Here is a 15,627-nt window from a genome sequence, read left to right on the forward strand (position 1 = left end):
CTCAGCCGGCCGTGCACCAAACCGCTCGGCAGCCCGCCACAGTCGATCAAGGAGTTGTGGTGGGGGATGAATTTCTCGTTATGGCACTTACCGGGCACCATAACTCCATGATCGACTCGGGTCAGGGGCGGCGGGCGAACACCGCTGTGGCGTCCAGGTCTTCGTCGTGGCGCACTGTCGGTACCAGGCCGGCCGCGCTGAACGCGTTGCAGAGCGTGTCGACCTGGGTGGTGCCGGCTTCGACCACAAGGTGACCGCCGGGGGTCAGCCATCCGGCGGCGTCGGCACCGACCCGACGCAACACGGAGAGCCCGTCCGGGCCGCCGTCGAGCGCCACCGGGGCCTCGTGCAGCCGCGCCTCCGGTGGCATCAGCGCGACAGCGTCGGTCGGCACGTACGGGGCGTTGGCGACCACCAGGTCCAGCCGACCCCGCCACTGCCGGGGCAGCGGCGCGAAGAGGTCGCCCTCGTACACCTCGGCGTCCAACCCGACGACGTTGCGGCGCGCACACGCCACGGCCGCCGGATCGATGTCGGCGGCAGCCAGCCAGCGGGGCGCTAGCCGGTGCGCCAGCGCGACAGTGGTGGCCCCGGAGCCGCAGCACAGGTCGACCACGGCCGGCGCCGCGCCGGTCAGTTCGGCCGCCACCTCGACCAGCAGGGCGGTCCGGGCCCGGGGCACGAAGACGCCCTCGTCGACGGCTATCCGCAGGCCGCAGAACTCCGCCCAGCCGAGCAGGTACTCCAACGGCTCGCCGGCCACCCGGCGGTCGGTCAGCTCGGCCAACGCCGCCGGGCTGCGCGCGGCGGCCAGCAGCAGCTCGGCCTCGTCCTCGGCGTAGACGCAACCGGCGGCCCGCAACCGACCCACCAGGGCGGCCCGGTCGGCGGGGGAAGGGAGCGCCATGGGAGCCGTCAGACCGATCCCGCCGCACCCAACGCGGCGGCGATGTCGGCCACCAGGTCCGCGGTGTCCTCCGCGCCGCAGGAGAGCCGGACGAAGCCCGGAGTGGTGTCGTCGCCCCACTGCGCCCGCCGGTCAGCGGTGGTGTGCAGGCCACCGAAGGAGGTCGCCGCCGCGACCAGCCGGGCGGCCTCGACGAATCGGCCCACCCGGTCGGCGTCGCCCAGGTCGAACGAGAGCACCCCCGGTATCCGGCGCATCTGCGCCGAGGCGACCGGGTACGCCGGGTCGTCCGGCCGCCCCGGCCACCGCAGGCCGGTCACGTCCGAGCGGCCGGCGAGCAGGTCGACGACGGCGGCGGCGTTCGCGCTCTGCCGCGCCAGCCGCAGGTCGAGAGTGGCCAGTGACCGGTGGGCCAGCCAGGCGTCGAACGCGCCCGGAACCGCCCCGGTGGTGGTACGCCAGGTCGTCACCGCGTCGATCAGCTCGGCGGACCGGCTGGCCAGGTAACCCAGCAGCAGGTCGGAGTGACCGGTGAGCGCCTTCGTCCCGGAGGCGACCACCAGGTCGGCACCGAGATCCAACGGACGCTGACCGAGCGGGGTGGCAGTGGTGTTGTCCACGGCGAGCAGCGCGCCGGCGGCGTGCGCCCGCTCGGCCAGGGCCGCCACGTCGACCACGTCGAGGCCCGGGTTGGCGGGCGTCTCCACCAGCACCAGCCGGACGCCCTCGAACGACGGGTACGGCCCGACGGTCGGCGCGAACAGCACCCGGACACCGATCGTCTCCAGCACACCGGTGGCGAACGCCCGGACCGGGAAGTATCCGTCGGTGGGGAGCACCACGGTGTCCCCCGGCCGCAGCAGGGTGAGCAGCAGGCCGGTGATGGCCGCCTGACCGGTCGCGAAGACCCGGCAGTCACCGCCCTCCAACTCGCCCACCGCCGCCTCCAGCAGCCGACGGGTCGGGTTGTCGGGGCGACCGTAGCCGTTCGGTGACGCGCCCTGTCCCTCAAACGGGTCGAGGTGGTACGGCGCGGCGAAGACCGGCCCCGGCAGGAACGGGTCCCCCGGTGCCGGCTCGGGCAGGCCAGCACGTACGCAGCGGGTGCCGTCTCCCCACTCGCTCATCGGGTTCCTCACTCGTACGACTCGGGTTTGGCGGTACGGCTCATCAGGGTCTCCACCGCGAGGCGCGGGTCCATGCCCTCGTGGCAGATCCGCTCGACGTGCTCGGTGATCGGCATTTCCACGCCGTGCGCCCGGGCCAGGTCGCGGATCGCCAGGCAGCTCTTCACACCCTCGGCGGTCTGCCGGGTGGCGGTCTGGGCCTGCTCCAACGTCTCGCCCCGGCCCAGATGCTCGCCGAAGGTGCGGTTGCGGGCCAGCGGGGACGAGCAGGACGCGACCAGGTCGCCCATGCCGGCGAGGCCGGCGAAGGTGATCGGGTCCGCGCCGAGCGCCACGCCCAGTCTTGCCGTCTCGGCCAGCCCACGGGTCATCAGCATGGCCCGGGTGTTGTCGCCGAAACCCATCGCGGTGGCGATGCCGTACGACAGGGCGATCACGTTCTTGACCGCCCCGCCCAGCTCACAGCCGATCACGTCGTCGTTCGTGTAGGGGCGCAGGTACGGCGTCCGGATCGACGACTGGACGAGTGTGGCGCGGGCGCTGTTCGTCGCGGCGACCACTGTCGCGGCGGGCTGCTCGGCGGCGATCTCCGGGGCCAGGTTCGGGCCGGACACGACGACCACCCGGTCCGCGGCGACCCCGGCGGTCTCCACGATGACCTCGCTCATCCGCTTGGTGGTGCCCAGCTCGATGCCCTTCATCAGCGACACCAGTGTGGAATCCGGGTGCAGGTGCCCGGCCCATTCGGCGAGGTTGCCGCGCAGGGTCTGCGACGGCACGGCCAACACCACGACCTCGGCGCCGGTGATCGCCTCGGCGGCGTCGGCGGTGGCGGTGACGCGGGCCGGGAGCAGCAGGTCGGGCAGGTACTCCGGATTACGGCGCTCGGTCCGGATGCTCTCGGCGACCGGCGCCCGGCGGGCCCACACCGTCACGTCCCGCCCCGCGTCCGCGAGGATCTTGGCGAATGCGGTGCCCCAGGAACCGGCACCGAGCACCGCGACGTGACCGCTCATGCCACCGCTCCGCTTCGCTTCGCGGCGGCCTGAACGGCACCGCTGAGCCGGATGATTCGCTCGCTCCGCTCGCTCATGCCGCGTTGTCCCGCTGCTCGCGGCCGCCGGAGGATTGGGCCGGTCGCTCCCACAGTGGCGGCGGGGTACCGCCACGGATCTCGGCGAGCATGTCCCGCAGCCGCAACATGATGGTGTCCGTCATCTCCTCGAGGGTGGCCCTTGTCGGCTGGGCGTCCGCCCACCGGCTCAGGTCGATCGGCTCCCCGGCGGCAACGGTCACCGGGATCCGGGGGCGCAGGCTGACACGGGTCGTCCGCGGGTCGAAGATCCGTTCCGGCCCCCACATCACCACCGGTACGACCGGGGCGCCGGTGGCCAGGGCCAGCCGGGCCGCACCGGTCTTGGCCTTCATCGGCCAGAGCTCCGGCTGTCGCGTGGTGGTGCCCTCAGGGTAGATCACCACCGCGCCGCCCTCGTCGAGCGCGGCGACCAGTGCGTCCAGCGAGCGGACGGCGTCCACGCTGCCCCGCTCGACCGGGATCTGCAGACACCGGTGCAGGATCCAGCCGACCACCGGCACCCGGAACACGCTGGCCTTGCCCAGGTACTGCGGCCAGCGCCCGGAGTCGTAGATGAAGTGCGCGGACACCAGCGGGTCGGCGTGGGAGATGTGGTTCGCCACGATGATCATGCCGCCGTCGCCATGGAGATGCTCCTGACCACGCCAGGTACGCCGGGTCCAGACGGTCATCACCGGCTTCACCAGCCCCACGGCGAACCGTTGCCAGAACCCCAGCCTCCGCCGTGCCACTGTGCCTCCTCTTCGCGCCCCGACCCCGCCGCGAAATCCCGCCCGCGACGCCCGCAGCGGAAATCATGCCTGCTCGCCCCCGGTACGGCCAGCGAGGGGCCCGCCGTCCGGCTGGCAGGATTGCGGACGTGACTCAGCCGAGGTGGGCCGTGGTGGTGCCGGTGAAGCGGCTGGCCGTGGCGAAGAGCCGGCTGCGGGGCGCGCTGCCCGGCGTACCGCATGAGGAGTTGGCGCTGGCCCTGGCGTCCGACACGCTCCGCGCGGTGCTGGCCTGCCCGGCGGTCGCCGAGGCCCTGGTGGTGACCGACGACGCCCGGGTGGCGGCGGCGGCGCGGGCCGACGGCGCGCGGGTGCTGCCGGACGAGCCGGACGCCGGCCTGAACGCCGCGTTCCGGCACGGGGCGGCCAGCGCCGTCGGCGGGTGGGTGGCCGGGATCACCGCGGACCTGCCGGCGCTGCGCCCGGCCGAGTTGGCCGGTGCGCTGCTCGCGGCGCAGAACAGTCGACCCGGGGTACGCCGGTTCCTGCCGGACGCGCCCGGCGGGGGCACGGTGCTGCTCACCGCCGGGCCCGGTGTGCCGCTGGATCCGCGTTTCGGGGTGGGCTCGGCGGTAGCGCACGCGGCGAGCGGTGCACAGCCGCTGGAGGGCGACTGGCCCAGCCTGCGCCGGGACGTGGACACCGCAGCGGACCTGGTCGCCGCCGCCCGACTCGGGCTGGGGCCGCGCACTGCCGCGCTGGTGGCCGCCGGTCGCCCCGCCCGCGCCGCAGGCTGAGCCGCCCGGTGGGCTGAGCCCGCGCCACCGGGTGAACCACCGGGTGTACGGTGCCAGCATGCAGGGCACTGTGGCCAGCTACGACGCGGCGACGCGCAGCGGTGTCCTGCTGCTCGACGACGGCACCGAGATGCGTTTCCCCGCGCGGGCCTTCGACGCCTCCGGGCTGCGGCTCCTCCGCCTCGGGCAGCGGGTTCGCATCGACATCGATCCCGACGGCGAGGTTGTCCGGGTGACATTGCCGACGATGATCTGACCTGGCGAGCCCAAGTTCATTTTGCGTTTACCGTAATCGGGTGATTATGAGCGGGTGAGCACCCCTCGCGAGCAACCGGCCCACCCGCCCGCCACCGACCTCCGCAACGGCTCCCGTACGCGCGGCACCGATGGGCGGTTCCGCCCGTCTCGCGCTGAACGTGCCGGTGCCGCCCGCGCCGACACGCTCGCCGACGATCCCGGTGCCGCCTCCTCCGGGCTGGACGAGGTCATCGACCCCGCTCCGAAGATCGCAGCGGACGGCCCGGCCGCCGGTGACGTCCACCAGGTCCTGCCCGACGACCTGCCGACAGGTGCCGCGCCGGAGGACGACGACGAGCCTCCGGCGGCCCCGCCGCTGCCCGAGGACCGGTTCCTCAACCGGGAGCTCTCCTGGCTCGACTTCAACGCCCGGGTGCTCACCCTGGCCGAGGACCAGCGCACCCCGCTGCTGGAGCGGGCCAAGTTCCTGGCCATCTTCGCCAGCAACCTCGACGAGTTCTACATGGTGCGCATCGCCGGGCTGAAGCGGCGGCTCTCCGCCGGCCTGCCGGTGCGCGGCGGGGACCGGCTGCCCCTGCGTACGCAGTTGGAGCTGATCGCGGAGCGGACCGCCGCGCTGGGTGCCCGGCACGCCGCCTGCTTCGTCGACGACGTGCTGCCCAAGCTGGGCGACGAGGGCATCCGCATCCTGCGCTGGGGCGAGCTGGGCGACGGCGAGCGGGAGCGGCTGCGCACCTACTTCCGGGAGCACATCTTTCCGGTGCTGACCCCGCTCGCGGTGGACCCGGCGCACCCGTTCCCGTACATCTCGGGGCGGTCGCTGAACCTGGCGGTGGCGGTTCGTGACCCGGACGGCGGTTCGGAGCTGTTCGCCCGGGTGAAGGTGCCCAACAACGTCCCCCGCTTCGTCCGGGTGGACCGTGACCAGCCGGGCGTCCGGATGTTGCCGGTGGAGGACCTGATCTCGGTGCACCTGGGGCAGCTGTTCAGTGGCATGCAGGTGGTCGAGTGCCACCTGTTCCGGGTCACCCGCAACGCCGAGGTGGAGGTCGACGAGGACCGCGACGAGGATCTGCTCCAGGCCCTGGAACGGGAGCTGGCCCGACGGCGGTTCGGTCCCCCGGTCCGCCTGGAGGTCGCCGCGTCCATCTCCGACCACATGTTGGAGCTGCTCGTCCGCGAGCTGGACATGGACGACCAGGACGTACTGCGGGTGCCCGGCCTGCTCGACCTGTCCGCGCTGTGGCAGGTCTACGGCGAGGCGGACCGGCCGGACCTGAAGGACCCGCCGTTCGTGCCGGCCACCCATCCCCGCCTCGCCGAGGGCGAGGTGCCGCGCAGCGTCTTCTCCACACTGCGCGACGGGGATATCCTGGTGCACCACCCGTACCACTCGTTCGCGACCAGCGTGCAGCGCTTCATCGAGCAGGCCGCCGCCGACCCGAACGTGCTGGCCATCAAGCAGACCCTCTACCGGACCAGCGGCGACTCCCCGATCGTCGACGCGCTCGTCGACGCGGCCGCCGCCGGCAAGCAGGTGGTGGTGCTGGTCGAGGTGAAGGCCCGCTTCGACGAGGTGGCCAACATCGGCTGGGCCCGCACGCTGGAACGCGCCGGCTGCCACGTGGTGTACGGCCTGGTCGGCTTGAAGACGCACTGCAAGACCGCGCTGGTGGTCCGGCAGGAAGGCAACCAGATCCGTCGCTACTGCCACATCGGCACCGGCAACTACCACCCGAAGACGGCCCGACTGTACGAGGACTTCGGCATGCTCACCGCCGACCCGGAGATCGGCGCCGACCTCACCGACCTGTTCAACGTGCTCACCGGGTACAGCCGGCAGACCGCGTACCGGCGGTTGCTGGTCGCCCCGCAGGGCATCCGCAGCGGCCTCATCGAGCGGATCGAGCGGGAGATCTCGCACGTCCGCCTGGGCATGCCCGGCCTGGTCCAGTTCAAGGTCAACTCTCTGGTCGACGAGGGGGTGACCGACGCGCTGTACCGCGCCTCCCAGGCCGGCGTCCACGTCGACCTGCTCATCCGGGGCATGTGCACGCTGCGCCCGGGGGTCCCGGGGCTGTCGGAGAACATCAGGGTCCGTTCGATCCTCGGCCGGTTCCTGGAACACTCCCGGGTCTTCCGGTTCGGCAACAACGGTGAGGCCGAGTTCTGGATGGGCTCGGCCGACCTCATGCACCGCAACCTGGACCGGCGGGTGGAGGCGCTGGTGCAGGTGAGCGACCCGATCGCCCGCGCCGAGTTGGACCATGTGCTCACCGCCGCGATGAGCCCCGAAGTGGACGCGTTCGAGCTGGCCGGCGACGGGACCTGGACCCGGCGTACCGGCGGTGACAACGCCGCCCGAGCCCATCTCCAGGAACTGCTGCTGCGCCGCGTCGGTGGCACGGCCAGCTGACCGCGCAGCGCATAGGCTGAGCTGATGGTCGAGGAGGAGCAGAAGTACGAGGTGGACGACGCCTACGTGCTGCCGGACCTGACCGGCACGGCCCCGGCCGGCGGTCGGGTCCGGGCACTGCCACCGGTGACGCTTGTCGCCCGCTACCTCGACACTGTCGACCTGCGGCTGGCCCGGGCCGGTGCCTCGCTGCGCCACCGCCGGGGCGACGAGTTGCCCTGGACTGTGAAACTACCGACCGGGACGCCTGGCGTCCGGCACGAGATCTCCCGTGCCGGGCCGAAGGGGCAGCCGCCTCCGGAACTGGTGGAGCTGGTCACCGTCCTGCACCGGGGTGCGCCGCTGGCCCCGGTGACGGTGGTGCGGACGGTGCGGCACGCGTACGAGGTGTGTGACCGGGCCGGCGCCGTCCTCGCCGAGGTGGTGGACGACCGGGTGACGGTGCTCGACGACACCGGCAGCACCACCGACACGTTCCGCGAGGTGGAGGTGGAGCTGAAGGCCGGCGACCGGAAGCTGCTCGACCGGGTCGGCGGGGTGCTGCGCGAGGCTGGCGCCCGGGGCGGGTCGTTCACGCCCAAGCACGTACGGGCGCTGGGCGAGACGGCGCAGGCCGATCCGGACCTGGTCGCGCCGGCCGGGCTGACCGCCGAGCCGAGCGCCGGTGACGTGGTGACCGAGGCGCTCCGCAAGGAGATCCGCCGGCTGTTGGCGCACGACCCGCTGGTCCGGCTGCGCGCCCCCGCCGCCGGTGGCGACACCGCGGTGCATCAGATGCGGGTGGCCTGCCGACGTCTGCGCAGTGATCTGCGCACCTTCAAACCGTTGCTGCGAAAGACCTGGTCCCGCCCGCTACGCACCGAGCTGCGCTGGTTGGCCGACGTGCTCGGCGCGGCCCGCGACGCCGAGGTGCTGCGCGCGCGGCTGCGCCGTACCGCCGACGCCGATCCGCTGAGCCCGCTCGACCGGGGCGCGGTGGACCGCCTCGACGAGGTGCTCGCCGAACGGCAGCGGCGGGCGCTCACCGCCATCGACGAGATGCTGCGTTCCGCGCGCTACCTGGCCCTGGTGGACTCCCTGGTGCTGGCCGCCCGCGCGCCCCGGTTCACCCGCCGGGCCGCAGCGCCCGCCGGGCAGGCGCTACCCGCGCTGGTGGCCCGCCCCTGGCGACTGTTGGCCGGGCCGGACGGCGTCGGTGGGCTCGACGCGCAGTCGCCGGACGACCGCTGGCACGCCGTCCGCAAGGAGGCCAAGCAGACCCGGTACGCGGTCAACGCGGTGGCCCCGACGGTCGGCACTGGCGCACGACGGCTGTCCCGCGCACTCGCCGGCGTGCAGGACGTGCTCGGCGAGCACCAGGACGCGGCGGTGGCGGCGGACACCTGGTTGGAAATCGCCGCCGAGCGACCGGACGACCACGAGCTGGCCGTCACCGCCGGGCGGCTGGCCGAGCGGGAACGTCTGTCGGTACGCCGGATGCGGGGTCTCCTCCCGGCCGCCTGGCACCGGGCCACCCGGCGACGGCGTACCAGTTGGCTGCCGTGACGGGCATCCGGGCGGCCGGCGGGGTGCCCTGGCGGCCGACCGACGACGGCGTACACGTCTGCGTGGTGCACCGCCCCCGCTACGGCGACTGGACGCTGCCGAAGGGCAAGCTGGAGCCGGGCGAGCACGCGCTGGCCGCGGCGGTCCGTGAGGTGGCCGAGGAGGCCGACGTGCGGGGTGTGCCGCAGGTGCGGCTGCCGTCGGTGCGGTACCGCAGCGAGGGGCAACCCAAGCTGGTCGACTACTGGTCGATGCTCGCGGTGGCCAGCGGCGGTTTCCAACCGGACACCGAGGTGGACGACATCCGCTGGCTCGCGGTGGACGACGCGATCCGGTTGGTCAGCTACCCGCACGACGCCGAGGTGTTGGCGGCGTTCGCCGCGCTGGAGTCGGTCACGGCGACTGTCGCGCTGGTCCGGCACGCGCACGCCGGTAAGCGGGCCACCTGGTCCGGCCCGGACGTCGGGCGGCCCCTGGACGCCGAGGGGTGGGCCCAGGCGAGCAGGCTGGCCGAGCTGATCGCCCTGATCCGACCGGCCCGACTGGTGTCGGCGTCACCGCGACGGTGCGTGCAGACACTCGACCCGGCCGCCGCGTTGCTCGACCTGCCGATCGAGGTCTGCGGCGACCTGGACGAGCCACAACCCGGCCAGCAGAGCGACGAGCAGATCCTGGCCACCGCCGCCCGAGTGCTGGAGCTGGCCAGCGCCGGTGGGCAGTCGGCGGTGTGCAGCCAGGGCAAGGTCCTGCCGGGCGCCCTGGAGCGGCTGACCGGCCGCACCGATGAGGACTTCACCACCCCGAAGGGCGGCGGCTGGCTGCTCGCCTTCGCCGCCGACCGGCTGCTCGCCGCCGACCGGCTGTAGGGCACCGCGTTCGTACGGGCCCGGCCTGGTCAGCGGGGCGGCAGGGTCACTGTCACAGCGACCGGCAGATGATCGCTGGCGGTGCTGCGCGGCGCGACCGGATCGCCGGGAGTCAGGCCGGGCGAGACGAAGATGTGGTCGATCTGCTGGCGCGGGTCGTCCGCCGGGCTGGTCGCCAGTGGTCGGGCGGCAGCCAACGCGTCGACCAGGCCGGCCTTGGTGAACTGGGCGAACGCCTCGTCCCCCGGCTCGGTGTTCAGGTCACCCGCCACCACCAACGGCCGACCGGCGGCGTACCGGGTGGCGAAGTCGGCGACCGCGCGGGCCTGGACCACCGGGCCCTTGCCGGGCGGCGGTTGCAGGTGGGTGCTGACCACTGCGGTACTGACACCGTCGCCGAGATCCAGCGTGACGGCGAGGGCCTGCGCTCCGGTGGGCGCGCCGACGGCGGCCAGCGGAAGGGTCCGCGGATCGCGTACCGGCCAACGGCTGAGGACCGCGTCACCCCAGACCGGGTCGGCGGCCGGCCCGAAGACGTACGGCATGGCGAGCCGGTCGGCCAGCAGGTCCAGGGTGTCGTGCCCGCCGTTGAGCAGCCACGCCCGGTCCACCTCGCTGAGCAGCACCACGTCGGGCCGTTGCCTCTCGACGACCTGGGCGAGGCCGGTCAGGTCGAACCGGCCGTCCAGCCCGAACCCCATCCGGATGTTGTACGCCACCACCGTCAACCGTTGCGGTGGGCCGTCGCGGTTGCTGGCCACCGGCACCTCGTCGGCGAGCACCGGTGCCAGCACCGCCAGCGCGGTGACAGCGGCGGCGGCCCGGAGCGGCGGAAACGGCCCGGGAAGCCGGTGGACGACGGGCCGGGCGGTGAACGCCACCGCGGCGATCAGCACTGCCACCACCACCGGCACCGCCGCGTTGGGGTAGCCGAGGTCGTAGGCCGAGTAGTAGCCGACAGCACCGAGCGCGAAGACGAACATCCCGGCGGCGACCGCGTACCCCCGCCGGGAGGCGCTGGCGCCACCAGCGGTGTCGGCGCTCGCGGTGTCGTTCGCAGGCTGATTCGTGTCGTCGGTCAGGGCGAGGCAGGCGCCGAGGCCGACAGCGGCGAGGAGGATCGCCGGCAGGAGCAGGTCGCCCCGGTCGAGGGCGAACAGCACCGCGCCGCCGAGCAGCGCCAGCGGGCCGTACGCCCGGCCCCACCCACTGGGCGGCCGGGTCAACGCGGCGCACAGGAACCCGGCGACCGCCACCGGCACCGGCGCCAGGCCGAACAGCGGCGAACGAGCCACCCCGTCCCCGGCGACCAGGTACGACATCCCGGTTCGGGCCAGCGCCGGGGAGAGCGCCACCATTCCGGCCAGCAGCAGCGCCGGCCCGGCCAGCAGCCAGGCTCGGCCACCACCAGGGCCGGCAGCGGCGTCAGCGGGGCCGACAGGGCCGGCAGCGGCGTCAGTGACGGCGTCCCCCGCACCGCCGCGCTGGCCGGGTTGCGCCGTGCCGGCCAGGAACACCACCACCGCGACGGCGCTGAGCAGCCAGGCCACCCAGTCACCCCGCCAGACCAGGTCGACGGTGTCCAGAACCGCGTGCACCGCCGCGTTGACAGCGAACCCCAACGCCAGCCCCGGGACCGGGCGGTCGGTGTCGGCGGCGACGCCGACCAGCCAGACCAGCCCGGCGAGCAACCCGGCGGTGGCCAACCAGAGCTGCGTACGCCCGCCGGGACCGGCGGTGAGCGCTAGCCGTGCGACGGCGAGCGCGACGGCGGCGACGACAGTGACCGGGCGGGCTCCGACTCGGCGGACCACTGCGGGTGCGCCCATCGCGAGCACGAACCAGCCGAGGGCGAACGCCCCCATCAGCTCGGCCGGGGTGGACGCCGCCTGACCGAAGATGGTGATGATGCCGGGCAGCCAGACCCGCAGCACGTCGATGAGGAGGAGCACGCCCAGCGCGAGCGTTCCGGTGGTGAGCTGGCGGTAGCGCACCGGCGCCCCATTTCCCGTCGACGGGCCGGCCCAGGGGTGGCCGGCACGGCGATTCTGCGCGAGCGAGCCAACCCGGTCAACGGTCCCCGTACGCCGAAGAGCCGTCCCGGTACGCCGCAAGGGCGCCCACCCACTGGTGGACGCCCTTGCGGTTCGGGTCGGTCAGCGCTTGCTGGCCGCCTTCTTGGCCGGAGCCTTCTTCGCCGGCGCCTTCTTGGCCGCCGTGCTCTTGCTCGCCGCCGCGGTGGTCTTCTTCGCCGCGGTCGACCGGGTCGCGGCGGTGGTCTTCTTCGCCGCGGTGGTCTTCTTGCTGGCAGCCGTCTTGGTCGCCGTGGTGGTCTTGCTCGCCTTGGCCGGGGCGGTCTTCTTGCTGGCGGCCGTCTTGGTCGCCGTGGTGGTCTTGCTCGCCTTGGCCGGGGCGGTCTTCTTGCTGGCCGCCTTGGCAGTGGTCGCCTTGGTGCCCGCCGCCTTGGCGGTGGCCGCCTTGGTGCCGGTCGCCTTGGTGCCCGCCGCCTTGGCCGTGGCGGTGCTGGTGGCGGTCTTCTTCGTCGCCACCGTGGCCTTCGGCACCTTGCCGCTGGCCACCATCTCCTTGAACCCGGCGCCGGGGCGGAAGGTCGGGACTGACGTCTTCTTGACCTTCACCGCCTCGCCGGTACGCGGGTTGCGCGCTGTTCGCGCGCCACGCACACGCTTTTCGAACGCTCCGAATCCGGTGATCGCCACCTTCTCGCCCTTGGTGACCGCCGCCTGGACCTCGGTGAGGACCGCGTCGAGCGCGGCCGTCGCCATCTTCCGGTCCCCCAGGCGAACGGCGAGCGCCTCGATGAGCTCGGCCTTGTTCACGACTTCCTCCCGATTGTGCAACTGACTCGTCGCGAGCCATTCTGCGCGCACGGTATGCCCTGTGCTGCCGGGACACAAACATTCGGTAGAAAAAAGCCCTTGTGTCGTAACGGATTCACCCCCACCGGTTGGACCGATGGGGGTGAAATCCGCTGTGCGAGCGGCCTAACGGCTATGCCACGGAGGGCAGGAACGGCAGTCGGCGCGCCTCGTAGGAGTCGATGTCGGCGGCGTGGCGGAGGGTGAGTCCAATGTCGTCGAGGCCTTCCAGGAGCCGCCAACGGCTGAAGTCGTCCAGCGGGAATGACCAGCTCGCGTCCCCCGCCCGGAGCTGGCGGGCGGTCAGGTCGACTGTCACCGCAGTGGTGGGATCCGCCTCGACCAGGTCCCACAACTCTTCGACGGCTTTCAATTCCAACTCGACCGGCAACAGACCTTCCTTGAGGGCGTTGCCGCGGAAGATGTCACCGAAGCGCGGGGCCACCACGGCACGGAAGCCCCAGTCCCGTAGCGCCCAGACGGCGTGCTCCCGGGATGAGCCGGTGCCGAACTCCGGGCCGGCGATGAGGATCGACGCCCCGGAATAGTTTTCATCGTTGAGCACGAATGTCGGATCTTCCCGCCAGGCGCTGAACAGCCCGTCGGCAAAGCCCGTCCGGGTCACCCGCTTGAGGTACACGGCGGGGATGATCTGATCGGTGTCCACGTTGGACCGGCGCAGCGGCACGGCGGTGCCGGTGTGGGTGGTGAACTTGTCCATCTCGTCGGTCCCTTCTACAGGTCGGCGGGGGCGGCCAGCCGGCCGGCCACTGCGGTGGCCGCGGCCACCGGCGGGGAGACCAGGTGGGTACGCCCACCCCGGCCCTGACGGCCCTCGAAGTTGCGGTTCGAGGTGGAGGCGGAGCGCTCGCCCGGCTTCAGCGTGTCGGGGTTCATCCCCAGACACATGGAGCAGCCGGCGAACCGCCACTCGGCCCCGGCGTCGGCGAAGACCTTGTCCAGACCCTCGGCCTCGGCGGCCTCGCGCACGGCGGCGGAGCCGGGCACCACGAGCATCCGGACGCCGTCGGCGACCCGGTGCCCACGCAGCACGTCAGCGGCGGCCCGCAGGTCCTCCAGGCGACCGTTGGTGCAGGACCCCACGAAGACGACGTCGATGGGCAGCTCCCGCAGCGGGGTGCCGGGGCGCAGGTCCATGTACTCCAGGGCCCGGCGGGCGGCCGTGCGCTCCGAGTCGGTGGTGAACTCCTCAGGGTCCGGCACCGGGGCGCTCAGCGGCGCACCCTGCCCGGGGTTGGTGCCCCAGGTGACGAAGGGGGTGATCTGGCTGGCGTCCAGGGTCACCTCGGCGTCGAAGCGCGCGCCCTCGTCGGTGGGCAGCGTCCGCCACCACGCCACCGCCGCGTCCCAGTCCGCGCCCTGCGGCGCGTTGGGACGACCCTTGAGGTACGCGAAGGTGGTCTCGTCCGGCGCGATCATGCCGGCCTTGGCACCCCACTCGATGGACATGTTGGCGATGGTCATCCGCCCCTCCATGGAGAGGGCGCGGATCGCCTCGCCGCGGTACTCGACGATGTGCCCGCGACCTCCACCGGTGCCGACCTGCGTGATCAGCGCGAGCACCAGGTCCTTGGCGGTCACGCCGGGCGCGAGGCGACCGGTGACGTTCACCGCCATCGTCTTCGGCCGGCTCTGCGGCAGCGTCTGGGTGGCCAGGACGTGCTCCACCTCGCTGGTGCCGATGCCGAAGGCGAGCGCGCCGAAGGCGCCGTGGGTGGCGGTGTGCGAATCGCCACAGACGATCGTCAGACCCGGCTGGGTGAGGCCGAGCTGCGGGCCGATCACGTGCACGATGCCCTGGTTGTCGTCGCCGAGCGGGTGCAGTCGCACCCCGAACTCGGCGCAGTTGCGGCGCAACGTCTCGATCTGCGTACGCGACGTGGGGTCCGCGATGGTGAGCAGGTCACCACGGCGGAGGCGGAACGCCGGGCCGGCGTACCCGGTAGGGGTGTTGTGGTCCTCGGTCGCGAGGGTCAGGTCGGTACGACGCACCCGGCGTCCGGCGAGCCGCAGCCCGTCGAAGGCCTGCGGGCTGGTCACCTCGTGCAGCAGGTGCAGGTCGATGAAGAGCAGGTCCGGCTCACCGGCGGCGGACCGTACGACGTGCGCGTCCCAGACCTTCTCGGCCAGGGTCCTCGGCTCAGGAGTGACTCCCACCATCTGGACATCCTAAATTCTGGGAGGTAAGTTTCGACTTGTGGGACACAGTATGAGCGGTGTCGGCGTTCTCGACAAGGCGGTGGTCATCCTGGCCGCCTGCGTCGACGGCGCCAGCCTTGCCGAACTCGTCGAACGCACGAAGCTGCCCCGGGCCACGGCACATCGCCTGGCCCAGGCCCTGGAGATCCACCGAATGCTGGTGCGTGACACCCAGGGCAGATGGCGGCCCGGCCCCCGCCTGGGCGAGTTGGCCAACGCCGCGCCGGACGTTCTGCTGACCGCCGCCGAGCCGCTGCTGGCCGCGCTGCGCGACGCCACAGGCGAGAGCGCGCAGCTCTATCTGCGCCGCGCCGACGAGCGGATCTGCGTGGCCGCGGCGGAACGCGCCAGCGGTCTACGGGACACCGTTCCGGTCGGCTCGGTGCTGCCGATGACGGCCGGCTCCGCGGCCCAGATCCTGCTCGCCTGGGAGCCGCCGGAGGCGGTGATGCCGCTGCTGCCGCGCAGCAAGTTCACCGGCCGCACCCTCGCCGAGGTACGCCGTCGCGGCTGGGCGCAGAGCGTCGCCGAGCGGGAGGCCGGTGTGGCGAGCGTCTCCGCCCCGATCCGCGACCGTACCGGCCGGGTCATCGCCTCGGTCAGCATCTCCGGCCCGATCGAACGCCTGGGCCGCCGCCCCGGCGAACGCCACGCCATGGCAGTGGTAAGAGCCGGCCAACGCCTATCCGGCCTCTAACCCCACCCCAACCCCCACCCTCCCCCTCCCACCCTCTCCCCGTTGATCATGAAGTTATTGCCACCCACTCCGGCGTGTCATGGCAATAACTTCATGATCAACGCCGGGA

General features: G+C 72.8%; 14 protein-coding genes. 6 read left to right on the forward strand and 8 right to left on the reverse strand.

The window, feature by feature from the left end; genetic code table 11:
* Positions 1 to 121 precede the first annotated feature (121 nt).
* From AB0K35_RS32015 to AB0K35_RS32030, 4 genes are all read right to left on the reverse strand, one after another.
* Positions 122 to 907 carry a putative protein N(5)-glutamine methyltransferase gene (locus AB0K35_RS32015; RefSeq protein ID WP_363890175.1) on the reverse strand — a complete coding sequence of 262 codons (786 nt, stop codon included), beginning with the start codon at positions 905 to 907 and terminating at the stop codon, positions 122 to 124.
* A gap of 8 nt (positions 908 to 915) precedes the next feature.
* Positions 916 to 2,034 carry a cystathionine gamma-lyase gene (locus AB0K35_RS32020; RefSeq protein ID WP_363890177.1) on the reverse strand — a complete coding sequence of 373 codons (1,119 nt, stop codon included), beginning with the start codon at positions 2,032 to 2,034 and terminating at the stop codon, positions 916 to 918.
* A gap of 8 nt (positions 2,035 to 2,042) precedes the next feature.
* Complete coding sequence (locus tag AB0K35_RS32025; RefSeq protein WP_238671064.1) at positions 2,043 to 3,050, reverse strand: NAD(P)H-dependent glycerol-3-phosphate dehydrogenase; 1,008 nt, start codon at positions 3,048 to 3,050, stop codon at positions 2,043 to 2,045.
* Between the two features lie 73 nt (positions 3,051 to 3,123).
* Positions 3,124 to 3,861, reverse strand: coding sequence for a lysophospholipid acyltransferase family protein (locus AB0K35_RS32030; RefSeq protein ID WP_238671063.1), 738 nt, complete (start codon positions 3,859 to 3,861; stop codon positions 3,124 to 3,126).
* Between the two features lie 128 nt (positions 3,862 to 3,989).
* On the opposite strand from AB0K35_RS32030, the gene cofC reads away from it, so the two are divergent.
* From cofC to AB0K35_RS32055, 5 genes are read left to right on the forward strand one after another with little or no spacing between them, the layout of a single operon-like run.
* Positions 3,990 to 4,637: a 2-phospho-L-lactate guanylyltransferase gene (gene cofC, locus AB0K35_RS32035; RefSeq protein ID WP_238671062.1), complete on the forward strand. Its 648-nt coding sequence runs from the start codon at positions 3,990 to 3,992 to the stop codon at positions 4,635 to 4,637.
* Between the two features lie 58 nt (positions 4,638 to 4,695).
* The gene (locus tag AB0K35_RS32040) at positions 4,696 to 4,893 is read left to right on the forward strand and encodes a cold-shock protein (RefSeq protein ID WP_238671061.1); all 198 of its coding nucleotides are present in this window, start codon (positions 4,696 to 4,698) and stop codon (positions 4,891 to 4,893) included.
* Between the two features lie 54 nt (positions 4,894 to 4,947).
* A complete protein-coding gene (locus AB0K35_RS32045) occupies positions 4,948 to 7,311 on the forward strand; it encodes an RNA degradosome polyphosphate kinase (RefSeq protein WP_238671060.1) in 2,364 nt (787 codons plus the stop codon).
* Positions 7,312 to 7,335: 24 nt separating this feature from the next.
* Positions 7,336 to 8,856, forward strand: coding sequence for a CYTH and CHAD domain-containing protein (locus AB0K35_RS32050; RefSeq protein WP_363890183.1), 1,521 nt, complete (start codon positions 7,336 to 7,338; stop codon positions 8,854 to 8,856).
* Entirely contained in the window at positions 8,844 to 9,722 is an 879-nt protein-coding gene (locus AB0K35_RS32055; protein WP_363890186.1) for an NUDIX hydrolase, read from the forward strand. Before AB0K35_RS32050 ends, AB0K35_RS32055 begins: the two co-directional genes overlap by 13 nt.
* Before the next feature lie 29 nt (positions 9,723 to 9,751).
* On the opposite strand, the gene AB0K35_RS32060 is transcribed toward AB0K35_RS32055, so the two are convergent.
* From AB0K35_RS32060 to leuC, 4 genes are all read right to left on the reverse strand, one after another.
* Positions 9,752 to 11,716: an endonuclease/exonuclease/phosphatase family protein gene (locus AB0K35_RS32060; RefSeq protein ID WP_363890189.1), complete on the reverse strand. Its 1,965-nt coding sequence runs from the start codon at positions 11,714 to 11,716 to the stop codon at positions 9,752 to 9,754.
* Positions 11,717 to 11,878: 162 nt separating this feature from the next.
* Entirely contained in the window at positions 11,879 to 12,562 is a 684-nt protein-coding gene (locus AB0K35_RS32065) for an HU family DNA-binding protein (protein WP_357270030.1), read from the reverse strand.
* A 172-nt stretch (positions 12,563 to 12,734) separates the two neighbouring features.
* Complete coding sequence (gene leuD, locus AB0K35_RS32070) at positions 12,735 to 13,322, reverse strand: 3-isopropylmalate dehydratase small subunit (RefSeq protein ID WP_238671054.1); 588 nt, start codon at positions 13,320 to 13,322, stop codon at positions 12,735 to 12,737.
* Positions 13,323 to 13,336: 14 nt separating this feature from the next.
* A complete protein-coding gene (leuC, locus tag AB0K35_RS32075; RefSeq protein WP_363890193.1) occupies positions 13,337 to 14,782 on the reverse strand; it encodes a 3-isopropylmalate dehydratase large subunit in 1,446 nt (481 codons plus the stop codon).
* Positions 14,783 to 14,831: 49 nt separating this feature from the next.
* Here leuC and AB0K35_RS32080 point away from each other — a divergent pair, with 49 nt between their 5' ends.
* Complete coding sequence (locus tag AB0K35_RS32080; RefSeq protein ID WP_007456408.1) at positions 14,832 to 15,518, forward strand: IclR family transcriptional regulator; 687 nt, start codon at positions 14,832 to 14,834, stop codon at positions 15,516 to 15,518.
* Positions 15,519 to 15,627: the final 109 nt, after the last annotated feature.

The sequence above is a fragment of the Micromonospora sp. NPDC053740 genome, assembly GCF_040677775.1.
Lineage (GTDB): Bacteria > Actinomycetota > Actinomycetes > Mycobacteriales > Micromonosporaceae > Micromonospora > Micromonospora alfalfae.

Coding starts and splice junctions, on each gene's coding strand:
- AB0K35_RS32020 (WP_363890177.1), bottom strand. CDS start 2,034: ATGAGCGAGTGGGGAGACGGCACCCGCTGCGTACGTGCTGGCCTGCCC.
- AB0K35_RS32050 (WP_363890183.1), top strand. CDS start 7,336: ATGGTCGAGGAGGAGCAGAAGTACGAGGTGGACGACGCCTACGTGCTG.
- leuC (WP_363890193.1), bottom strand. CDS start 14,782: ATGGTGGGAGTCACTCCTGAGCCGAGGACCCTGGCCGAGAAGGTCTGG.
- AB0K35_RS32040 (WP_238671061.1), top strand. CDS start 4,696: ATGCAGGGCACTGTGGCCAGCTACGACGCGGCGACGCGCAGCGGTGTC.
- AB0K35_RS32025 (WP_238671064.1), bottom strand. CDS start 3,050: ATGAGCGGTCACGTCGCGGTGCTCGGTGCCGGTTCCTGGGGCACCGCA.
- AB0K35_RS32080 (WP_007456408.1), top strand. CDS start 14,832: ATGAGCGGTGTCGGCGTTCTCGACAAGGCGGTGGTCATCCTGGCCGCC.
- leuD (WP_238671054.1), bottom strand. CDS start 13,322: ATGGACAAGTTCACCACCCACACCGGCACCGCCGTGCCGCTGCGCCGG.
- AB0K35_RS32015 (WP_363890175.1), bottom strand. CDS start 907: ATGGCGCTCCCTTCCCCCGCCGACCGGGCCGCCCTGGTGGGTCGGTTG.